Annotated in this window: 13 protein-coding genes and 1 pseudogene; 3 read left to right on the forward strand and 11 right to left on the reverse strand. The window is 74.1% G+C overall.

From position 1 onward, the window contains the following. Positions 1-24 precede the first annotated feature (24 nt). The 6 genes from H505_RS0114640 to H505_RS0114665 all read right to left on the reverse strand — a co-directional run bounded on the left by H505_RS0114640 (position 25) and on the right by H505_RS0114665 (position 8,444). A complete protein-coding gene (locus H505_RS0114640) occupies positions 25-1,377 on the reverse strand; it encodes an ABC transporter permease (protein WP_026402607.1) in 1,353 nt (450 codons plus the stop codon). Continuing rightward, positions 1,374-2,681 carry an ABC transporter permease gene (locus H505_RS41850; RefSeq protein WP_211238470.1) on the reverse strand — a complete coding sequence of 436 codons (1,308 nt, stop codon included), beginning with the start codon at positions 2,679-2,681 and terminating at the stop codon, positions 1,374-1,376. The genes H505_RS0114640 and H505_RS41850 overlap by 4 nt, the downstream gene beginning before the upstream one ends. After that, positions 2,678-4,204: an ABC transporter ATP-binding protein gene (locus H505_RS0114650; protein ID WP_026402608.1), complete on the reverse strand. Its 1,527-nt coding sequence runs from the start codon at positions 4,202-4,204 to the stop codon at positions 2,678-2,680. The genes H505_RS41850 and H505_RS0114650 overlap by 4 nt, the downstream gene beginning before the upstream one ends. A gap of 108 nt (positions 4,205-4,312) precedes the next feature. Then, positions 4,313-5,365, reverse strand: coding sequence for a BMP family lipoprotein (locus H505_RS0114655; RefSeq protein ID WP_026402609.1), 1,053 nt, complete (start codon positions 5,363-5,365; stop codon positions 4,313-4,315). A gap of 192 nt (positions 5,366-5,557) precedes the next feature. Further along, positions 5,558-7,024 (reverse strand): amidohydrolase, encoded by a 1,467-nt coding sequence (locus tag H505_RS0114660; RefSeq protein WP_245592518.1) that lies wholly within the window; start codon positions 7,022-7,024, stop codon positions 5,558-5,560. A gap of 256 nt (positions 7,025-7,280) precedes the next feature. Continuing rightward, entirely contained in the window at positions 7,281-8,444 is a 1,164-nt protein-coding gene (locus tag H505_RS0114665) for a glutamate--cysteine ligase (RefSeq protein ID WP_026402611.1), read from the reverse strand. A gap of 468 nt (positions 8,445-8,912) precedes the next feature. On the opposite strand from H505_RS0114665, the gene H505_RS0114670 reads away from it, so the two are divergent. Then, positions 8,913-10,283, forward strand: a complete 1,371-nt coding sequence (locus H505_RS0114670; RefSeq protein WP_245592519.1) for a D-alanyl-D-alanine carboxypeptidase family protein — start codon at positions 8,913-8,915, stop codon at positions 10,281-10,283. A gap of 164 nt (positions 10,284-10,447) precedes the next feature. Here H505_RS0114670 and H505_RS48945 read toward each other — a convergent pair. The 3 genes and pseudogenes from H505_RS48945 to trpS form a co-directional block, all read right to left on the reverse strand. Beyond that, positions 10,448-11,323, reverse strand: a pseudogene (locus tag H505_RS48945) (YihY/virulence factor BrkB family protein); the annotation flags it as partial. A 142-nt stretch (positions 11,324-11,465) separates the two neighbouring features. Then, complete coding sequence (locus tag H505_RS0114680; protein WP_245592520.1) at positions 11,466-12,149, reverse strand: 2'-5' RNA ligase family protein; 684 nt, start codon at positions 12,147-12,149, stop codon at positions 11,466-11,468. Then, complete coding sequence (trpS, locus tag H505_RS0114685; protein ID WP_026402614.1) at positions 12,139-13,203, reverse strand: tryptophan--tRNA ligase; 1,065 nt, start codon at positions 13,201-13,203, stop codon at positions 12,139-12,141. Before trpS ends, H505_RS0114680 begins: the two co-directional genes overlap by 11 nt. 201 nt (positions 13,204-13,404) lie before the next feature. Here trpS and galE point away from each other — a divergent pair, with 201 nt between their 5' ends. Continuing rightward, on the forward strand, positions 13,405-14,358 hold the full coding sequence (gene galE / locus H505_RS0114690) for a UDP-glucose 4-epimerase GalE (RefSeq protein WP_026402615.1): 954 nt from the start codon (positions 13,405-13,407) through the stop codon (positions 14,356-14,358). After that, positions 14,355-15,524, forward strand: a complete 1,170-nt coding sequence (gene galK / locus H505_RS0114695; protein WP_026402616.1) for a galactokinase — start codon at positions 14,355-14,357, stop codon at positions 15,522-15,524. The genes galE and galK overlap by 4 nt, the downstream gene beginning before the upstream one ends. A gap of 75 nt (positions 15,525-15,599) precedes the next feature. Here the strand turns inward: galK and H505_RS51030 are convergent, their stop codons facing one another. Further along, positions 15,600-18,320 carry a tetratricopeptide repeat protein gene (locus tag H505_RS51030; RefSeq protein WP_051300682.1) on the reverse strand — a complete coding sequence of 907 codons (2,721 nt, stop codon included), beginning with the start codon at positions 18,318-18,320 and terminating at the stop codon, positions 15,600-15,602. Next, positions 18,317-20,083 (reverse strand): HSP90 family protein, encoded by a 1,767-nt coding sequence (locus tag H505_RS0114705; protein ID WP_026402617.1) that lies wholly within the window; start codon positions 20,081-20,083, stop codon positions 18,317-18,319. Before H505_RS0114705 ends, H505_RS51030 begins: the two co-directional genes overlap by 4 nt. Positions 20,084-20,140 lie beyond the last annotated feature (57 nt).

A 20,140-nucleotide genomic window follows, 5' to 3' on the forward strand; every position in this document is an offset into this window, starting at 1 on the left:
CCTCCGCTCCGCTCCGGTCACCGGTCAGCGCGCCTCGCCCTTGCGGAACCTGAGCCCGTTGGCCGCCGGCATCCGCAGCCGCTGGCTGAACAGCGCCAGCACCAGCAGCGTGATCAGGTGCGGGGTGAACGACACCAGCTCGCCCGGGACGGTGTCGCTCAGGAGGAACCACGCGAGCAGCGCCAGCGCCGACACGAGCGCCGCACCGGACGCGACGTACGCGCGGCGCACGGCGCGGCGCGCCGCGTCCGTCGCGGCGTCCGGGCGCAGCCGCCCGGCCCGCACCGCCTGCCAGACCGCGGCGCCGATCAGCAGGATCGCCGTGAACAGCAGCAGCGCGTGCACCGAGCTGCCGCCGCCGCGCACGTTCATCGCGTCGGTGTAGCCGAACAGCAGCGACCCCGCGGTGAGCCCGCCCGGCCGCCAGTTCCCGAAGATCATCGCGGCGAGGCCGATGAAGCCGCGCCCGTTCGTCTGGCCGTCCTGGTAGGAGTTCGCCGCGACCGTGACGAGGAACGCCCCCGCCATCCCGGACAGCCCGCCCGAGATGATCACGGCCGCGTACTTCATCCGGTACACCGACACGCCGAGCGACTCCGCCGCGTACGGGTCCTCGCCGCAGGACCGGACGCGCAGGCCGAACGACGTCCGCCACAGCACGAAGAACGACAGCGGGATCAGCAGCAGCGCGACCGCCGTCAGCGCCGACACGTCGCTCGTCACGCCGCGCAGGATGCCCGCGAGGTCGGACACGAAGAACCAATGGTGCTTCTCGATGGAGCCGAGGACGTCCGGGCTCTTCCACCCGAACACCTCGCCGCCGGACAGTATCGGCACCGTCAGCGTCGAGATCGAGTCGATCGGCGGGGACTGCCGCTCGCCGCCGCCGAGCGCCTTCGCCTCCTCCGTCGCGAACAGCATGCCCGCGAGGAACTGCGTGAGGCCGAGCCCCAGGATGTTGATCGCGACACCGGACACGATGTGGTCCACGCCGAACGTCACGGTCGCGATGGCGTGCAGCAGCCCGCCGAGGGCGCCGCCGAGGATGCCGACCGCGACGCCGACCCACGGGCCCCACTGGTACCCGGCCCAGGCGCCCGCCCACGTCCCGAGGATCATCATGCCCTCGAGCCCGATGTTGATCACACCGGAGCGCTCCGCCCACAGGCCGCCGAGCCCGGCGAGGAAGATCGGCACGGCGAGCCGCAGCGCGGCCCCGACCGTCCCGCTGGACGTCAGGTCGTTCGCGCCGTCCAGGGTCCGGACGAGCGACAGCAGCACCAGCAGCCCGGCGGCGATCAGCAGGTAGTGCGGCCAGCGGAGGCGGCGGCCGCCGCTCTTCGCGGCGGCGGCGCGGTCGGCCTGCGTGACGGTCACTTCGCGCTCCCCGAGGTCTCGGCCGCGAGGTCGTGGCCCGTGGCCAGCTCGACGGCCACGGCCCGCTGCTGCAGCCGGATCTCCCAGCGCCGCATCAGCTCGTACACGATCACGACGGTCAGGACGACGACGCCCTGCATCACCCCGACGATCTCCTTCGGCACGTCCACCGCCTGCAGCACGTCCGAGCTCTGGTCGAGGAACGCGAACAGCAGCGCCGCGAGCGCGATGCCGAACGGGTGGTTGCGGCCGAGCAGCGCGACCGTGATGCCGGTGAAGCCGAGCCCCGCCGGGAAGTTCAGCGAGTACTCGTAGGAGGCGCCGAGCAGCTCCGGCATCCCGATCAGGCCCGCGATCGCCCCCGACATGACCATCGTGATGACGATCATGCGGCGGGCGCTGACGCCGCTGGCCTGCGCCGCCGACGGCGACAGGCCCGACACCTTCAGGTCGAACCCGAACCGCGTGAAGTTGATGACGATCCAGAACACGACGCCGATGACGACCGCGAGCGGCAGCAGCCCGTACACCTGGCCGGGCAGGTCGATGCCGATCGACGCGAGAAACCCGTTCAGCGGGCCGACCCGCCCGTCCTCGGGGATCTGCGGCGTCGCGATGTTGTTGCTGCCGGGGCTCACCTCGGCGAGCCGGTCCTTGTGCAGCAGGTACGCGATCAGGCCGGTCGCGATCGCGTTCAGCATGATCGTCGACAGCACCTCGCTGACGCCGCGCGTCACCTTGAGGACGCCCGCGATCGCGGCCCACACCCCGCCGACGACCATCGCCGCGACGATCACCAAGAACTGGCCGAGGGGCGCGGGCAGGGTGAGCGCCCCGCCCAGCGCCGCCGCGAGGAACGCGGCGAGCCGGTACTGGCCGTCCACGCCGATGTTCAGCAGGCCCATCCGGAACCCGATCGCGACCGCCACCGCCGACAGGTAGTAGCGCGTCGCCCGGTTCAGGATGTCGACGATCGAGTTGTCGGTCGTCCCGTACTCGACCATGCTCTGCACGGCCGAGAACGGGTCGGCGCCGGTGACCCGCAGCAGGATCATCGTGATGACGAGCGAGATCAGCAGCGCCACGAGCGGCGCGCCGAACTTGAGCGCGAGCCCGCGCGGCCCCTTGCCCTGGAGGATCGCCTTCCAGGCGGGCACGTCCTCCGGCCCCTCGGGCGCCGACGACTCACCGCGCTCGGCCTCGGCCGCGTCCGGCTCCTCGGCCGCCTCCGGCTTCTGGGGGGCGGGCCGGTCCGGGGTGTCGGCCGGGGGGGCCGGGTGTTCCGGGTCCTTCTCGTCGCTCATGCGGAGGCTCCGGCGCCGGTCATGGCGGAGCCGAGGTCCTCGGGGGTGACGGTGCGCGGGTCGACCTCCGCGACCAGCCGCCCCCGCAGGATCACGTGCAGGGTGTCGGACATTCCGATGAGTTCCTCTAGATCGGCGCTGATCAGCAGGACGGCGAGGCCCGCGGCGCGGGCGCGCCGCAGGTGGTCCCAGATGGCGGCCTGGGCGCCCACGTCGATGCCGCGGGTGGGGTGGGCGGCGATCAGCAGGCGGGGGTCGCCGGACATCTCCCGGCCGACGATGAGCTTCTGCTGGTTGCCGCCGGACAGCGCGGCGGCGGGGACGTCGATGCCCGGGGTCCGCACGTCGTAGTCGCGGACGATGCGGGTGGTGTCGCGGCGCGCGCCGCGCCGGTCGATCCACGGGCCGCGGACGTTCGGGGGGCGCGTCTGGTGGCCGAGGACGCGGTTCTCCCACAGGGCGCCCTCGAGGATCAGCCCGTGCCGGTGCCGGTCCTCGGGGATGTAGGCGATGCCGGCCTCGCGGCGGCGGCGCGTCGGCCAGTGCGTGATGTCGTCGTCGCCGAAGCGGATCGTGCCGGCGTCCACGGTGCGGATGCCCATGACCGCCTCGATCAGCTCGGACTGCCCGTTGCCCTCGACCCCGGCGAGACCGACGATCTCGCCGCGGCGGATCCGCAGCGAGACGCCGTCCACCAGCGGGCGCCCCTCGGGGGTGAGCACGGTCAGCCCGCCGACGTCGAGCTGGACCCGATCGGTCGCGGTGGAGTCGCGGAGCTCCGGGGTGGGCAGCTCCGAGCCCACCATCAGCTCGGCCAGCCGGCGGGACGTGACCTCCCGCGGGTCGAGGCGGGTGGCGACCGTGGTGCCGCGCCGGATCACCGAGATCGTGTCGGCGACCGACAGGACCTCGTCCAGCTTGTGCGAGATGAACAGCACGGTCAGGCCCTCGGCCCGCAGCTCCCGCAGGTTGCCGAACAGCTCGTCGACCTCCTGCGGGACGAGCACGGCGGTCGGCTCGTCCAGGATCAGCACGCGCGCGCCCCGGTACAGCACCTTGAGGATCTCGACGCGCTGCCGCTCGCCGACGCCGAGCTTCTCGACCAGCGCGTCGGGGTCGACGCGCAGGCCGTACGTCTTCGACATCTCGGTGATCTTCGCGCGGGCGGCGGCGAAGTCGATCCGGCCGAACCGCTTCGGTTCGGCGCCGAGGATGACGTTCTCCAGCACGGTGAGGTTGTCGGCCAGCTTGAAGTGCTGGTGCACCATGCCGATGCCGCGGGCGATCGCGTCGCCCGGGCCGCGCAGCGACACCGCCTCGCCGTCGATCTCGATGGTGCCCTCGTCCGGCCGCTGCATGCCGTAGAGGATCTTCATGAGGGTCGACTTGCCGGCGCCGTTCTCGCCGCACAGCGCGTGCACCTCGCCGCGCTCGATCGTGAGGTCGACGTCGCGGTTGGCCACCACGCCGGGGAACCGCTTGGTGATCGACGCCAGCCGCACGGCCGGCACCTGGTCGGGCACGGGCGCTTCTCCTGCCTCGAACGTGCTCGGTGAAAGACGACCCTGGGTCAGGGCGGTAGGGGGGCACCGGACGCCGCCGCGCGGGCGGCGCCCGGTGCCGGGGGCGCGTCAGGCGCCGGCCGGGACCTTGATCTCGCCGGCGATGATGCCCTTCTTCAGCTCCTCGAGCTTCGCCTTGATCTCGTCGACGTGGCCGCCGGAGGTGGCGTAGCCGACGCCGTCGTTGGCGAGGTTGTACTCCTTCGGGCCCGCCTTGAAGGTCTCGTCCGAGACGCTCTTGACGAAGTCGTACACCGCGAGGTCGACCTTCTTCACCATGGAGGTGAGGATCTGGTCCTTGACCCCGGCCAGCGCGGGCTGGTTGTACTGGTCGGCGTCCACGCCGACGGCCCACTTCTTGGCGCCGCCGACGGTCTTGATGACGCCGATGCCGGCGCCGCCCGCGGCGTGGTAGATGACGTCGGCGTCGTCGTCGAGCATGCCCTTGGCGGCCTCGTTGCCGAGGCTGACGTCCTTGAAGCCGTTGAAGTTCGGCGGCTGGGTCAGGTACTTCGCCAGCACCTCGGTGTCGGGCTTCACTTCCTTCGCCCCGGCCTCGTACCCGGCCTCGAAGCGCTGGATGAGCGGGACGTTCACGCCGCCGATGAAGCCGATCTTGCCGGTCTCGGAGGTGAGCGCGGCGGCGGCGCCGACGAGGAACGAGCCCTCCTCCTCGGCGAAGCAGGCCGCGCCGACGTTGTCGCCCTCGACCTTGCAGCCGTCGGCGTCCACGACGAGGAACTTGGTCTCGGGGAACTCCTTCGCGACCTTGTTCACCGACGCGGTGTAGGCGAACCCGACGCCGATGATCGGGTTGTAGCCCTGGTTCGCGAGCAGCCGCAGGCGGGACTCCTTGTCGGAGTCCGGCTCGTCCGGCTTGGCCGAGATCTCCTCGGTCTCGATCTTGAGTTCCTTGGCGGCCCGGTCGAGGCCCGCGGCGGCCGAGTCGTTGAACGACTGGTCCCCGCGACCGCCGATGTCGAAGGCCAGCCCGACCTTGAGGGCGTTGTCGCCGCCCTCGCCGCCGCCGTCCTCCGCCGTCTTGCCGCCGCACGCGGACGCGCTGAGCATCAGCGCCGCGCTGGTCACGGCGACGAGCGTCCTTCTGAATCCACGGCGCAAGGTAGCGCTCCTTCCGATCCCCACCACGGTGGCGACCGGACCGGCCGCCGAAAACGATGGGACGCTACCTCGGAAATCGTGCAAAACCGCCAGAGTGCGCGGTTTCGCAACAGCTCCGTTACCAACGCGTAGACAAGTCGCCACAGGTCATCGACGGCGCGGCGGCCGGCGGGCGAGGACGGGCGAGGACGGTCAGGTGAGGGCGGCGCCCTCGATCGGCTCGCCGTCGCCGGGCCGCCCGCCCTCCCACAGCGCGGTCAGCGCGGTGGCGCTCAGCACCCGGACGCCGACGGCGACGCAGCGCTCGTCCACGTCGAAGTCGCCGCGGTGCAGGTCGTACTCGACGGGCGAGCCGGGGGCGCGGACGCCGAGCCGGGCGAGCGCGCCGGGCACCGCCTCCAGGTACCAGCCGAAGTCCTCGCCGCCGAGGCTCTGCGGGGTGGGCACGACGCCCTCCTCGTCCATCACCTGCGCGGCGGCGTCCCGGAACATCTGGACGCTCGTCGCCTCGTTCACCGTCGGGGGGACGCCCCGGACGTACTCCAGCGACGCCTCGACGTCGTAGGCGGACGCGACCGACCGCAGCAGCGCCTTCATCATGTCGGGCGCCGCGTGCCACGCCTGGTCGTCGAGGCAGCGGACGGTCCCCTCGGCGACGCCGTCGTCGGGGATCGCGTTCGCGACCGACCCGGCCGACACCCGGCCCCACACCAGCGACAGGCTGGAGCGCGGGTCGACGCGGCGGGACAGCGCCGACGGCAGCTCGGTGACGATCTTGGCGAGGGCGTACACGAGGTCGGCGGTCAGGTGCGGGCGCGCGGTGTGCCCGCCGGGCCCGGTGACCTTCACGTACACCTTGTCGCAGGCCGCGGTGATCGGCCCGGTGCGCAGCCCGAGCTGGCCGACCTCGATGCGCGGGTCGCAGTGCAGCGCGAACGCGCGGTCGACGCCGACGAGGCCGCCCGCCGCCATCACGTCCAGCGCGCCGCCCGGGACCTCCTCCGCGGGCTGGAACAGCAGCCGGACGCGGCCCGGCAGCAGGCCCGCCTCGGCCTGCTGCGCGAGGAACAGCCCGGCGCCGAGCAGCATCGTCGTGTGGACGTCGTGGCCGCAGGCGTGCGCGACGCCCGGGACCGTCGAGCGGTACGGGGCGTCCTCCTTCTCGTCCTGCAGCGGCAGCGCGTCGATGTCGGCGCGCAGCGCGACCGTGCCGCCGTCGGCGGGGCCGATGTCGCAGAACAGGCCGGTGCCGCGCGGGAGGACCTGCGGCTTCAGCCCGGCCGCGCGCAGCCGGTCGACGATCTTGCGGGTGGTGCGGTGCTCGCTGTAGCCCAGCTCCGGGTGCATGTGCAGGTCGCGGCGGAACGAGACGAGCTCGCCCTCGTGCCGGTCGAGGAACCCGTCGAGCTGCGGCTGGAGGGCGGCGCCGCCGAGCACGACCGGGGCGCCCGCGCCGGCGGCGCCCGACGGGACGGGGCCGGCGGCGGAGGGCGCGGCGGCGGGCGCCGCGGGGTCGCCGGCGGTGCCGGGCGCGGCGTCGCGGGCCGCGTCGCGGCCGGCGCCGGGTGCGCGGCCGGTCCCGGACGGGCGGTCGCGGCCCTCCGGGCCGGCGGTCGGTGGTTCGAGGCCGGGCATCACCCCGGGTCCCGGGTGGGTCATCTGCGCCCCCTGCGCGACGGCGGAGCCGAAGGGCCTCCGCCGGGTGGTCTCGATGTCGTCTGGACGGTTCTCTCGGTCCGCGCGGTCCGCGCGGCCCTTCCCGTGCTTCCGCGTACCGTCCCGGTCCTTACCTGAGTGTTCGCCGATCCCCGCCGTCCCGTTCAGCCCGCCTCCGGCGGGAGGGCCGTCCGGTGCGCCGCCCGGTCCGCTCCCCCGGCCGTCCCCGGGGCCGGGGTCGGCGGGGCCGGGCGGCCGGTCAGGCCCCACGGGAGACCTCCCCGAGCGTGACGAACCGGTCCTCGGCGAGTTCGGTGATCGCGACGTCCACGACGTCCTCCAGCGAGCCGCCGTCGGCGCGGACGGCCCGCTGGCGCTCGTACGGGGCGCCGTGGTCGAGCACCTCGCCGGCCACCTTCAGCTCCTCCGCGCAGCCGAGCCGGTCGGCGACCGGCTCCAGCTCGCGGATCAGCTCGTACAGGTCGTCGCGCAGCGGGACGGTGTGCCCGCGGTCGTCGGTGATCACGATGGCGTCGAGCCCGTACCGGGTGGCGCGCCACTTGTTGTCGCGCACCACCCACGCGGCCGGCCGCGGCAGCGTGTAACCGCGGTCGAGCTGCTGCTCGAAGAGCGTGACCAGGCTCTGGCACAGGGCCGCGGCCATGCCGACCTCGCGCAGGGTGGGGATGCCGTCGAACATCCGGATCTCGACGGTGCCGAAGTCCGGGTGCGGGCGGACGTCCCACCAGACCTCCTTGATGCTCCGGATGGTTCCGGAACGCAGCAGGGTGTCCATGTAATCCTCGAAGGCCGCCCAGTCGTCCAGCAAGTGGGGAGGACCGGCCGTCGGCAGCTGACCGAAGACGACGGCGCGGCACGAGGCCAGGCCGGTGTCCCCGCCGCTCCAGAACGGGCTGGACGCGGTCAGCGCGAGGAAGTGCGGAAGGTAGGCGGACAGCGCGTTGACGATGGGGATCGCCTTGTCGACGTCGGAGATGCCGACGTGAACGTGCACGCCGAACGTCTGGATGCGGCGGGCGAGCCACTGCATCTCCTCGACGAGGTCGGCGTAGCGCTGCATCGGGGCCATGACCGCGTCGCGCCAGTCGCTGATGGGGTGGGTGCCGGTGCAGGCCAGCGCCAGACCGCGGTCGGCGGCCGCGGACCGCAGCGCGGCGAGGGTGCCGGCCAGGTCGGCTTTGGCCTCGCCCACGGTGTGGCAGATATCGGTCACGACCTCGACCGTGGACTCCATCAGCTCGTGCCGGAGCCGGGGGTTGTCGCCGCCCTCGCTCAGCGCGGGCAGTGCGGCGAGCACACCGCGGGCGTCCTGCCGCAGGTGCCTCGTCTCCGCATCGACGAGCTGCAGCTCCCACTCGATACCGAGCGTAGCCCCGTTCGATGCGTTGAAGTCAATGGCCACGGCCAACCTCCGTCCACAATCGTTGCAGGTCGTTGCGTGGCACGTGGCGCAATTCAGCCAGCGGGTCCTTAAGCCTGGACAAACGCCGGTCCAGGTCACGTGTTCTCACCATGATGGCGCCCGTGTCCGTCGCCTCGCCGGTCTCCATGCCCTTTGCCTGTCAATTGACTCTTCCGGGCGGCCGTCGCACGGGCCGGAGCCATCCCTTTCGGTCATCTTTCCCGCCCGCGAAACCCCACGATCGGACTAGTCAGGCCGTCCCAAATTCAGGTTCGTGACGGCCTGTAACCGATTCTCGTCGCCGTTGCCGCACCAAGAATCACCCTTCGTCCCTTCAGTCCCAAGTGTTGCAGGCTTGCCGGTTTCCGGCACGGGTACCCCTTCGCCGGATAAGGTCGCCTAGTCTGCGGGGGAGTCATGGGGGTTGGGGGCGATCGCGCTCCTGCGGAAGCGAGGAGCGTCGCGAACGTGCACTCAGGACGATCGGACCGACAGGACGGCGGCGCGGACGAGGCGCCGCGCCCGGGACAGCCCGCGCGTCCCACCCGGCCCCCGACGCCGGAGCGTCCGCCGCGGCCGGAGAGCCCGCCGAGGCCCGAGCGCCCGCCGCGCCCGGACCGCGCCCGGCTCGGCCGGCCGTCCCGCAAGGGCGGGCTGCGGCGGGCCGCGACGGCCGTCGCGGTGCCCGTCGCCGTGGCGGCCCTCGTCGCCCCGCCCGTCCCGGCGCGGGCCGAGCCCGGACGTCCGGCGGCGCTGCGCACGGCCCCGCCGGGGGACCCGGTCGGGGGGCAGCGGCTCACCAGCCGCGGGATCGTGGTCGACGAGACGCCCGGAGTGCCGGAGCTCCCGAAGATCGAGGCGCAGTCCTACCTGGTCGCCGACGGCGCCACCGGGAACGTGCTGGCCGCCAAGGACGCCCATGGGCACCACCTGCCGGCGAGCACGATGAAGGTGCTGACCGCCGCGGCGCTCATCCCGCGCCTGGACGCCGACCGGCTCGTCCGCCCGTCCCAGGCGGCGTGCAACGTCGAGGGGACCAAGGTCGGCCTGACCCCCAAGATGAAGTACAAGGTCTCCGACCTCTTCTACTCGCTGCTGATGATGTCGGCGAACGACTCGGCCGTCGCGCTGGCCGAGGCCAACGGCGGGGTGGAGAAGACCCTCGCCGACATGAACGCCTACGCGCGGAAGCTCAACGCGCTCGACACGGTGGCCGGGTCCACGAACGGGCTCGACAAGGACCTCGGCCTGGACGTCCGGACGCAGCACACCTCGGCGTACGACCTGGTGCTGATCCTGCGGGAGGGCATGAAGAACGCCGACTTCCGCGAGTACATCTCCCAGATCGACCACGACTTCCCGGCGCCGCCCACGAAGAAGGAGCGCAAGCAGGGCAAGAAGGGCGGCTACCCGATCCACACGCACAACCGGCTGCTGCCGGGCGAGCGGCACGAGTACGCGGGGATGCTCGGCGGCAAGAACGGCTACACGATCGCCGCCAAGCAGACGTATGTCGCGGCCGCGCAACGGAACGGTCACACCATCTACATCGCGCTGATGGGCGCCGAGGTGCAGCCGTCCGAACTGGCCGCGCAACTGCTCGACTGGGGCTTCGCGGCGAACGGCAAGGCGCAGCCGGTCGGGAAGCTGGCCCAGCCCGTCGGGGCCGAGAAGAAGGCCGATCAGTCCGACAACCTCCTGCCGGACGCGCCCCTGGCCTCGGACGACTCGTCGCGGACCTGGGTCGTGGTCGCGGGCGGCGCGGCGGGCGCCGTGCTCGCCGTCGGGACGCTCGTGCTGGTGCTGCGCCGCCGCAGGCGCGACGACCCGTTCCCGTAGGCCGCGCCGCCGGGGCGTCCGCCGTCCGGCCCGGGCCCGGCCCCGCCGGACGGCCCGCCCTCACCCGGCCGCTCCCCCGGCTCGTCCTGTCCGGCTTCCTCGATCTCGTCGTACGCCTCCGCTTCGGCCTCGGCGGTGAGGACGACGCGCCGGGTGGCTGTCCAGCCCGCCACGAACAGGACGAACCGGGACGCGACGTTCATCCACACCATCAGCCCGGCGAGGACGGCGAACGACGCGTAGACCGGGTTCTCGGTGGTGCGGCTGATCAGCAGGCTCGCGACCTGCTTGAGCACCTCGAACCCGACCGCGCCGAACACCGCCCCGCTCGCGATGCTCCGCCACGGGGCGCGGGCGCCGGTCAGCCGGGTGAACAGCACCAGGAAGATCACGGCGTTGAACGACGTCGCGATCCCCAGCGACAGCAGCCGCAGGGCGGTGCCGGCGCCGGGGACGTCCTGGAGGCCGAACCAGCCGAGGACCGTCCCGGTCGCGGCGGTCGTCACGGTCGAGGTCGCGATGCCGCAGATCAGGACGAGGCCGAGCAGCGCGAGCACGGCGACGTCCCACAGCCGCAGCAGGACGGGGTTGCCGCCGCCGGCGGGCTCGTTGCCCCACATGTCGCGCAGGGACTCGCGGAGCGTCTGGATCCAGCCGAGCCCGGTGACGAGCAGGCCCGCGAGGCCGATCACGCCCACGGCCGTCTTGGACTGGGCGATCTGCCGCACCTGGAGGTCCTCGGACAGGCCGGGCAGCAGCGAGTCGATCGCCTCGACGAAGTAGCCGCGCACCTCGTCGCTGACGCCGACCAGGTAGCCGAGCAGCGCGTACGCGAGCGCGAGCAGCGGGAAGAACGACAGGAACCCGTAGCAGGTGAGGGCGGCGGCCAGGCGGTTGCCGCGCCGCTCCTGGTACCGCCCGAACGCCCGGAACTGGTGGTCGAGCCACGGCCGGCGCGCGCGCTGGCGGCGCAACAGGTCTTTACCGTCGTTGAGGAGGGCCTCGCCGCGCCTTTGCGCCCCGTTGATCACCTGCCGCATATGCGCAACGTACCCGGCCGTGCACACCCGAAAGCGGTGCGGCGACCTCCGCTTCCCGAACGTTACGTCGCGCCGTCCGCCAGGTGTCGTGGGACGTGCGCCGGACGTGCGCCGGACGGCCCGCCGGGCGTCCGGGCGGAGGTCAGGGGGTGTCGGGGCCCTCGCGGCCGATCGCCGCGTCGCCGAACAGGTAGTCGCGCTGCGGGCGCCACACGCCGTCGCGCCCGTGCTCGTAGAGGGCGAAGCCCCAGACGTCGAAGTCGGCGCGGAAGTCGGCGAGGTCTTTGAACGCGCGGTCCATGACGTCGTCGGGCAGGTGGTGCGCGATCGTCACGTGCGGGTGGTAAGGGAACGCGAGCGGACGTTCGAGGGGACCCGACGAAACCCGCGCCTGCAGGCGCTCGCAGCCGCTGATCCCCTCAGCGACGGCCACGAACACCACCGGGGAGACGGGGCGGAACGTTCCGCTGCCGCGCAGCCGGATGACGAACGGGCGCTCGTCGCGGGCGACCGCGCGCAGGTGGCGGTCGATCACGCCGAGCGCGGCCGCGTCCACCTCCGTCGGCGGCAGCAGGGTGATGTGGGTGGGGATGGCGCCGGCGAGCGGGTCGCCGTAGGACGCGCGGCGCGCCTGCAGCCAGGACCCGACCGGCTCCGGGATGGGGACGGCGACGCCGATGGTGCGGGCGTCGGGGTGGGGCGGGACCGCCGCCATGCCGCCCACGAAGGTGTCGGCGATCGGCCGGTCCGCGACCGGCCGCTCGGTGGCGCGTCCCCCGGAGCCGGCGTCGCCGGCGCCGGGCGGCCGGGGCCGGTCAGCGGCCACGTCCCACGAATCCCACGCGTTCGCGCACGGTGTCCATCGTCCGTGCGGCGACCTTCCCGGCGCGGTCGGCGCCGAGCGCGAGGAGCCGGTCGAGCTCGGCCTCGTCGGCCAGCAGCTCCCGCGTGCGCTCCCGGATGGGGGTGAAGGTGTCGAGGACGACCTGCGCGAGGTCCTTCTTGAACTGGCCGTACCCGGAGTCGGCGTACCGCTTCTCGAGGTCGGGGATGGGCGTGCCGTCGAGCGCGGAGAAGATCCGCAGCAGGTTCGTGACGCCCGCCTTGTTCTCCTCGTCGTAGACCACCTCGGTGCCGGTGTCGGTGACCGCGCGCATGATCTTCTTGCGCATCGGGCCGGACTCCTCGAGCACGTCGATGATCCCCTGCGGGGACGACGCCGACTTGCTCATCTTGGCGGTCGGCTCCTGCAGGTCGGTGATCTTCGCGGCGCCCTCGGGGATGAACGCCTCCGGCGGGACGAACGTGTCGCCGAACCGGTGGTTGAAGCGGTTCGCGAGGGTGCGGGTCAGCTCCAGGTGCTGCCGCTGGTCCTCGCCGACGGGCACCCGCAGGACGCGCTCGCCGTCCCCGGGCTCCGGCGAGTACAGCAGGATGTCGGCGGCCTGGAGGATCGGGTACGTGAAAAGGCCCACGGTCGTGTTCGACTGGCCCTGCTTGGCGGACTTGTCCTTGAACTGGGTCATCCGCCCGGCCTCGCCGAACCCGGTGAGGCAGCCCAGCACCCACGCCAGCTCGGCGTGCTCGGGCACCTGGCTCTGCACGAAGACGGTGGCGCGCTCCGGATCGACGCCCATCGCGAGGAGCTGCGCGGCGGCGACCTTGCTGCGGCGGCGCAGGACGTCCGGGTCGTGCTCGACGGTGATCGCGTGGAGGTCGACGACGCAGTAGAACGCCTCGTGCGTGTCCTGCAGCGAGACCCACTGCCGCAGCGCGCCCAGGTAGTTGCCGAGGTGGAACGAGTCGGCGGTGGGCTGGATCCCCGACAGGACGCGCGGCGCCGCGGCGGGGGCGGTGGTGGGGTCGAACGCTTCGGGCATGTGCACGGACCGATTCTCTCAGGTGTCTGCGGAGGCGCCGCGTCCGGCGGCGCCGCTGACCGCCCGCGGGACGTCGCCCCGCGCGTCCCGCCCATCATATTCGGCGTTCCCGGGAGCGGACGGTGGCCGCTTCGGGTTGCGGATAGCCTGGACCGCACCCCCGCAGCGTCGCCCCCACCGTCACCTCGAGGAGGCCGTTTCGTGAAGCTGCTCGTCACCGGAGGCGCCGGCTACATCGGCAGCGTCGTCTCCGCCCTGCTGCTGGAGGCGCAGCACGAGGTCGTCGTGCTCGACGACCTGTCCACCGGGCACGAGGACGCCGTCCCGGCGGGCGCCCGGCTGGTGCGCGGCACCCTGCGGGACACGGCCGCCGACGTGCTCGGCGGCGCCGGGTTCGACGCCGTGCTGCACTTCGCGGCGAAGTCGCTGGTCGGCGAGTCGGTGCAGAACCCCGGCCTGTACTGGGACAAGAACCTCGGCGAGTCCCTGGCCCTGCTGGACGCGATGCGCGTCGCGGGCGTCCCGCGGATCGTGTTCTCGTCGACGGCCGCGACCTACGGGGAGCCCGAGTCCACGCCGATCCTGGAGACCGACCCGACCCGTCCGACGAACCCGTACGGGGCGTCCAAGCTCGCGATCGACACGGCGCTCGCCGAGTACGCGCGGCTGCACGGGCTGGGGGGCGTGTCCCTGCGGTACTTCAACGTCGCCGGGGCCTACGGGACGCTCGGGGAGCGGCACACCGTCGAGACCCACCTGATCCCGAACGTGCTGAAGGCCGCGGGCGAGGACGGCGCGCCGGTGAAGCTGTTCGGCGACGACTACCCGACGCCCGACGGCACCTGCATCCGCGACTACATCCACGTCGAGGACCTCGGACGGGCGCACCTGCTGGCCCTCGACGCCTGCGAGCCCGGCGCCCACAAGATCTACAACCTGGGCAGCGGCACGGGCTACTCGGTGAAGGAGGTCGTGGACGTCTGCCGCGAGGTGACCGGCCGCGACATCCCCGCCGAGGTCGCGCCGCGCCGCGCGGGCGACCCGGCCGTGCTCGTCGCGTCGTCCGACCGGATCCGGGGCGAGCTGGGCTGGAAGCCGGAGCACGACCTGCGCGCCATGGTCGGCGACGCCTGGACCTTCATCCGGTCCCGGTGACCGCCGCCCCGGCGGCCGCCCCGCTCGCGGCCGCGTTCGAGAACGCGTACGGGCGGGCGCCGGACGGCGTCTGGCGGGCGCCCGGCCGGGTCAACCTGATCGGAGAGCACACCGACTACAACGACGGCCTCGTGCTGCCGTTCGCCCTCGCGCAGGGCGTCGCGGTCGCGGCGGCGCGGCGCGACGACGGGATCGTCGAGGCCCGCTCCCTGCGGGCGTCCGCCGAGCCGGCGGCCGCGCCCGTGGCGGGCGGGCCCGTCGCGGCCGAGGGCTGGCCGCCGGAGCGGGCGTGGGCGGCGTACCCGGTCGGTGTCGCGCGGGTGCTGCACGGCGCCCTCGGGACGGGCGGCGCGTCGCTGCTGGTCGACGCCGACCTGCCGGCGGGCGCCGGGCTGTCGTCGTCCGCCGCGCTGGAGTGCGCGACCGCCCTCGCCCTGTGCGGCCTGCACGGCGCCGACCCGGACCGGCGCGCGCTGGCGGAGCTGTGCCGGCGGGCCGAGAACGAGCAGGTCGGCGCGCCCTGCGGGATCATGGACCAGGCGGCGTCGCTGCTGTGCACGCCCGGGAACGCGCTGCTGCTGGACTGCCGCAGCGGCCTGTCCGGGCCGGTGCCGTTCGCGCCGGGCGACGCGGGCCTCACGCTGCTGGTCGTCGACACCCGCGCGAGCCACGCGATCGGCGGCGGCGACTACGGGCGGCGGCGCGCCGAGTGCGAGGAGGCCGCGGCGCTGCTCGGCGTCCCCGCGCTCCGCGACGTCAAGGACCTCGCGGGCGCGCTCCGGTCGCTGCCCGACCCGGTGCTGCGCCGCCGCGTCCAGCACGTCGTCACCGAGAACCACCGGGTGGAGGCCGCCGCCGGGCTGCTGCGCGCCGGGGCCGTCGCCGAGCTGGGCTCGATGCTGAACGCGTCGCACCTGTCCCTGCGGGACCAGTTCGAGGTGTCGTGGCCGCAGGCGGACGCCGCCGTGGACGCGGCGCTGCGCGCGGGCGCCCGCGGCGGCCGGATGATCGGCGGCGGCTTCGGCGGCTCGGTGATCGTCCTCACCGCGGCCGACCGCGCCGACCGCGTCCGCGACGCGATCACCGCCGCCTACGCCGCCCGCGGCTGGACGGCCCCCGCCTTCCTCGACGCCGTCCCCTCGCACGGCGCCCACCGCACCGCCTGACCCGCCGACCGGAGCGGAGCCCCGGCCCCGCGCCCCGGGGTCCGGACGGACGCCCGGGGCGCGGGGCGGGTGCGGTCAGGCGCCGGTGGAGCCGTCGTCGGGGTGCTCGCCCAGCGCGGATCCGATCTGCGCGAGGAGGCCCTCGGCGTTGCGCACCGCGTCCTCCTCGCCCAGGGAGCGGAACCCGTCCACCGCGGCGGACGCCCGCTCCGCGGCGGCCGGGAGCCGCCCGGTCTGCGCGAGCACGCGCGCCTCGTCGAACGCGATCAGCGCCGTGTGCCAGATCCGCGCCGGCCCGTCCTCCGCGGGCAGGTCGGCGAGCGCCGCGCGGGCGTCCTCCATTCCGGCGTCCGCCGCGTCGGCGTCGCCGCTCCACAGCCGGCACATCGCGGCGCGGCGCAGCGCGTTCACCCGGCCGTAGGGGTTGCCCGCCCGGCCGTACGCCTCGGCGGCCTCCGCGAACCGCTCCGCGGCGAGCGCGTCCCGGTCCAGGTTCGTGAGCACCTCGGCGGACTCGTCGAGGAAGTGGCCCCGCGCCTCCTCGTTCCCGTCCTGCGCGGCGAGCCCCGCCATCGCGACGAACGCGTCCGCCGCGCCCGGCTCCCCGAGCTCCTTCTGCGCGTGCGCGATGATCAGCCGGCAGCGCCGCTCGGCGATCGGGTCGCCGTCCTCCCCCGCCACCCCGGGCAGGGCCTCCTCCGCGACCTCCGCCGCCTCCAGGTGCCGGCCCGCGCCCATGTACGCGGCGGCGAGGTCGACCCGCAGGTGGACGGCCGCCTCGTGCGCGCCCCCGGCGGTCCACGCCGCGACGCCCTCCACCAGGTCGGCGACCGCGTCGGCGGGCCGGTCGGCGGACAGCAGCGCCCGGCCCCGCTCCCCGTGCGCCGCCGCCCGCATCGGCCCCTGCACGGTCGGCACCGCGAGGACCTCGTCGAGCAGCGCCACGATCTCCTCCGGCGGGACCGCGTCCCGGTCCTCGGCGATCCGCCCCAGGATCTGCGCCAGCATCAGCGCCGCCGCCGCGGCCTTCTGCGGCTCGTCCTGCGCGCGGGCCGCGTCCAGGCTGCGCCGCAGCACCGCCGTGCCCTCCGCGACCTCGCCGGTCAGCACCAGCGCGCGGGCCCGCACGAAGTCGGCGTCCGGGGCGCGGAACGGGTCGTCCTCGGGGACGATCCGGTCGAGCACGGCGAGCGCGTCCGCGGGCCGGTCCAGTTCGAGGTGGCCGCCCGCGAGCCGCAGCAGCGCCGACACCAGGTACCCGTCCTCGGCCGGGTGCGCGGTGAAGTGGTCGACGGCGGCCGTCAGGTCCGCCATGCCGTCCGGGTCGCCGCTGTCGACGCGCATCTCCCCCAGCCGGCTCAGCGTCCGGTGCCGCCGGTCCTCCTCGCCCAGCTCCGCGAACCGGCGGGCCGCCTCCTCCCAGGCCGCGATCGCGCCCGGCGCATCCTCCTCGACCGCCAGCTCCACGCCGCGCCCGTCCAGCCTCCGGGCCGCCTGCAGCGGCGTCGGCTCGATCTTCTCCGCCACGGTGTCGAACCGCCGCCACGCCGCGAACGTCCGCTCCAGGTCGCGGCCGCTGCGGCGGCGGTCGGTGATGTCGAGCAGCTCGTCGAGATCGTCGATCGCCGCGACGTCCGCGGCGTCGTCGGCCGGCCCGGCCGGAGCCGGGTCGGGCGCGGCGGCCGGACGGCGGTGGTGCGCGGCCAGCGGGACGTACTCCGCGACCGGCTCCGCCTCGATGATCGCCCGCACCCGCTCACCCTGCCGGGGCGTGCCGTTGCGCGCGTCGAACCGGGCCGCCAGCCCCGTCGCGGACTCCGCCAGCTCCGCCCGCAGCGCCTCCACCGGGACGTCCGCCGCCGGGCGCTCGCCCGCCGCGGGCCGCCGCAGCGTCGCCGCCCCGTGCCCCGCCGCCGCCGCACGCCCCAGCACCAGCGCGCCCGCCGCCGCGAACCGCATCGCCGCGTACGGGTGCGGCGCCCGGTCCAGCCACCCCAGGTGCCGCTCCAGGATCTCCAGCCCGCGCGCCCCGTTCCCGGTCAGCCCGCAGAACTCCAGATGCTCCGCGATGTCCGCCAGATCCGCGAGCTGCGTCCGGTTCACCCGGTACGCGCGGCGGTGCATGTCCGCCGCCTCCGCGTACCGCCCCGTCCGCAGGTACACCTGCATGAGCGCCGTCTGGACGCCCTGCGGCTGCTCCGAGCACGTCAGCTCCGCGCCCAGCACCGGCGCCGCGACCTCCAGCGCCTCCTCGTACCGGCCCGCGTCGATCAGCTGGTACATCATCCCGGTCGGGTCGCAGCCCGCGCAGTCCGACAGCTCGTCGCGCTCCGCCGCCCGCCACTTCGCGAACCAGTCCGGCGCCGCCGCGTCCCCGACGTGCCGCGCCACCGCGCACCGGTAGTGGTACACCGCCTGCAGGCTGTGCCCGCCCGCGCGGTACCGGCGCTCCATGTCGTCCAGCACCGCGTACGTCCGGTCCAAGGGGATCTCGGGGAACTTCGTCAGCGCGTTCACCACCGCCTTCATCTGCCACAGCAGCGAATGCGTCTCCCCGAACCGCCCCGGATCGCGGTCGTGGTCGGCGAGGGTCCGGCTGAACGTCGCGAACGCCTTCATCGGCTCCGCGCCGTAGTGGTACGCGTTCGTCAGCGCGATCCGCACCCGGAACGCCAGCTCCTCGTCGCCCGCGGCGTCCGCGCGGCGCAGCGCGTCCTCCACCAGGACGGTCTTCGCCTCCCCGTAGGGCAGCTCGTCCGCCCGCCGCATCAGCTCGTAGACGTCCTCAACGCTCACTGGTCCCCCTCCGGGGTGTGGACGGCCCACTCCAGCAGGCCGATGAACGAACGGTTCAGCGCGGCCGTGTCGATCGGCCGCAGCGGATGGTGCCCGAGCAGCAGCGCCTGCCCGTACAGCGCCTGGACGGCGACGTCGACCGGGCCGCCGTCACCGAGCGCCGTGATGCGCCGGGTCAGCGGGTTCCGGTGGTTCAGCACGAGCTGCGGCCGGTCGATCCCCGCCGACGCGCCCACCGCGCCGAGGACGTCCGCCCACAGCTCCCCCGCCTCCTCCTGCGCCCGCGCCAGCTCCTCCCGGAACCGCGCGTCGCGGGACGACAGGAACAGCGCGGGCAGCGACGCCGGATCGAAGTCGCGGACCACCACCTCGCAGCCCAGCTTCTCCACCGCCCGCTGCGCCGCCGCCAGGAACGGCCGCAGCGCCAGCTCCGCCGCCGGATCCAGCACCCCGAACGTCGTCGCCAGCTCCGCCGCGTCCAGCCGCGCCGGCGCGATGTCCGGATCGATCGCCGGGAGCCGCTCGATGATCTCCGCGTCGTGCACGTAGCCCGCGTTCACGAGCCCCACGCCCTGCGCGCCCGCGACCGCCGACAGCCGCCGGAACTCGTCCACGCTCGTCGTGAACCGGCCGTCCGGATGCCGCCGCCGGAACTCCGCCAGCGTCATCGGCCCCGCCGACGTCTCGTACTCCAGCCACCGGTCGACGATCCGCAGCATGTCGTCGTCGTGCAGCGCCATCGCCTTCACACCGAGGTGGTGCAGCCGCAGGAAGCCCCGCAGCCGCGGCGGGTCCGTCTCCGACAGCGTCACCAGCCACTGCCGCAGCGACTCCCCCAGCGCGTGCCGCGTCGCGTCGAGCAGCTCGTCCTCGTACAGCGCCTCGCGGCTCGCCGTCGGCCGCAGCTCCCCCGCGTCCACCACGCAGCGCGCGAAGAACGCCCACTCCGGCAGCAGCCCCTCCACGCCCTCCGCCAGCAGCATCCGCTTCAGGTAGACGCGGTGCGCCGACCGCGCCGTCGGCGCCACCGGCTGCGGCAGCACGAACGCCACCCCCGTCAGGCCCGCCTCCGCCGCGCTCAGGTCCACCACGTCGAACGGCGTGAACCCGTACAGCTCCTCGCAGTACCCCTCCAGCGCCCGGCGCCGCGCCGCCGGATCCGGGTGCGCCGCCCGCCACGGCGGCTCCCCCGTCACCGCGACGCCGTCCACCGTCAGCTCCACCGGCAGCAGCGACCCGTACGTCCGCGCCAGCTCCGCCACCACCGGCGGGCTCAGCAGCTCCGCCGACCCCGGACGCGCCCGCAACGTCACGGTCGTGCCCGGCTCGTCCCGCTCGCCCGGCTCCACCCGGTAGCTGCCCTCCGACCGGCCCGTCCACCGGACCGCCCCGCCGCCGCGCGCCGACCGCGTCACCACCTCGATCTCGTCCGCGACGAGGAACGCCGACAGCAGCCCGATCCCGAACTGCCCCAGGAAGTCGTGCCGCGCGAACCCCAGCTCGTCCCGCTTCGACGACCGTCCGATGGTGGCCAGCAGCGTGTGCACCTCGTCCGCCGTCAGCCCGACGCCGTCGTCGTGCACCCGCAGCGCCCCGCCGCCCGTCTCCACCCGCACCCGGCCGCCGCCGTCGCCGCGCGCCGTGATCGCGTCCACCGCGTTCTGCAGCAGCTCCCGCAGATACACCCGCGGACTCGCGTACAGATGGCGGCTCAGCAGATCCACCACGCCGCGCAGATCCACCTGGAACGCCTGATCCGCCACCCGGAACCTCCCCGATCTCCCCTGACGAGCGGAGGACACCATAGCGAGGCTTTGCGA

This window comes from Actinomadura rifamycini DSM 43936, assembly GCF_000425065.1.
GTDB lineage: Bacteria > Actinomycetota > Actinomycetes > Streptosporangiales > Streptosporangiaceae > Spirillospora > Spirillospora rifamycini.

Bases quoted from the DNA above. Each gene is read 5' to 3' on its own strand.
- H505_RS41850 (WP_211238470.1), bottom strand. From the start codon at position 2,681: ATGAGCGACGAGAAGGACCCGGAACACCCGGCCCCCCCGGCCGACACC.
- H505_RS0114660 (WP_245592518.1), bottom strand. From the start codon at position 7,024: ATGACCCACCCGGGACCCGGGGTGATGCCCGGCCTCGAACCACCGACC.
- trpS (WP_026402614.1), bottom strand. From the start codon at position 13,203: ATGCCCGAAGCGTTCGACCCCACCACCGCCCCCGCCGCGGCGCCGCGC.